This window comes from Mesorhizobium sp. M5C.F.Ca.IN.020.32.2.1, assembly GCF_004023105.1.
In the GTDB taxonomy this organism is placed as follows: Bacteria; Pseudomonadota; Alphaproteobacteria; order Rhizobiales; family Rhizobiaceae; genus Mesorhizobium; species Mesorhizobium wenxiniae.
The window spans coordinates 1-464 of the sequence record NZ_RZSX01001663.1; the positions used below are offsets into that span (position 1 = coordinate 1).

The following is a 464-nucleotide window of genomic DNA, read 5'->3' on the forward strand; positions in this document are numbered from 1 at the left end:
GTCCATGGTCGCCATGGCGAGACCGGCGCCGTTGATGATGCAGCCGATATTGCCGTCGAGTCCGACATATGACAGGCCGCGGTCTGAGGCGAAGGTTTCGCGCTGATCTTCCTGGCTCTTGTCGCGCATCTCGGAAATATGCGGCCGGCGGAAGAGAGCGTTCTCGTCGAAGCTCATCTTGGCGTCGAGCGCCACGAGGTCGCCGCGGCGCGTCACCACCAGCGGATTGATCTCAAGCATCGAGGCATCATAGTCGACGAAGGCGCGGTAGCAGCCGAGCAGTGTCTGCGTGGCGCGGCCGATCAGCGCATTGTCGATGCCGAGGCCAAAGGCGATCTCTCGGGCCTGGAAATCCTGCATGCCGACGCCGGGATCGACGGTCGCGCGGATAATCGAGTCGGGTTCGGCCTCGGCGATCTCCTCGACCTCCATGCCGCCCGATGACGAGGCGACGATCATGATGC

At 63.6% G+C, this 464-nt stretch carries 1 protein-coding gene; it reads right to left on the reverse strand.

Features of this window, described 5'->3' with window-relative positions; all coding sequences use genetic code 11:
• On the reverse strand, window positions 1–464 hold a 464-nt coding region (locus tag EOA86_RS38035), incomplete at both ends, for an ATP-grasp domain-containing protein (RefSeq protein ID WP_348633395.1).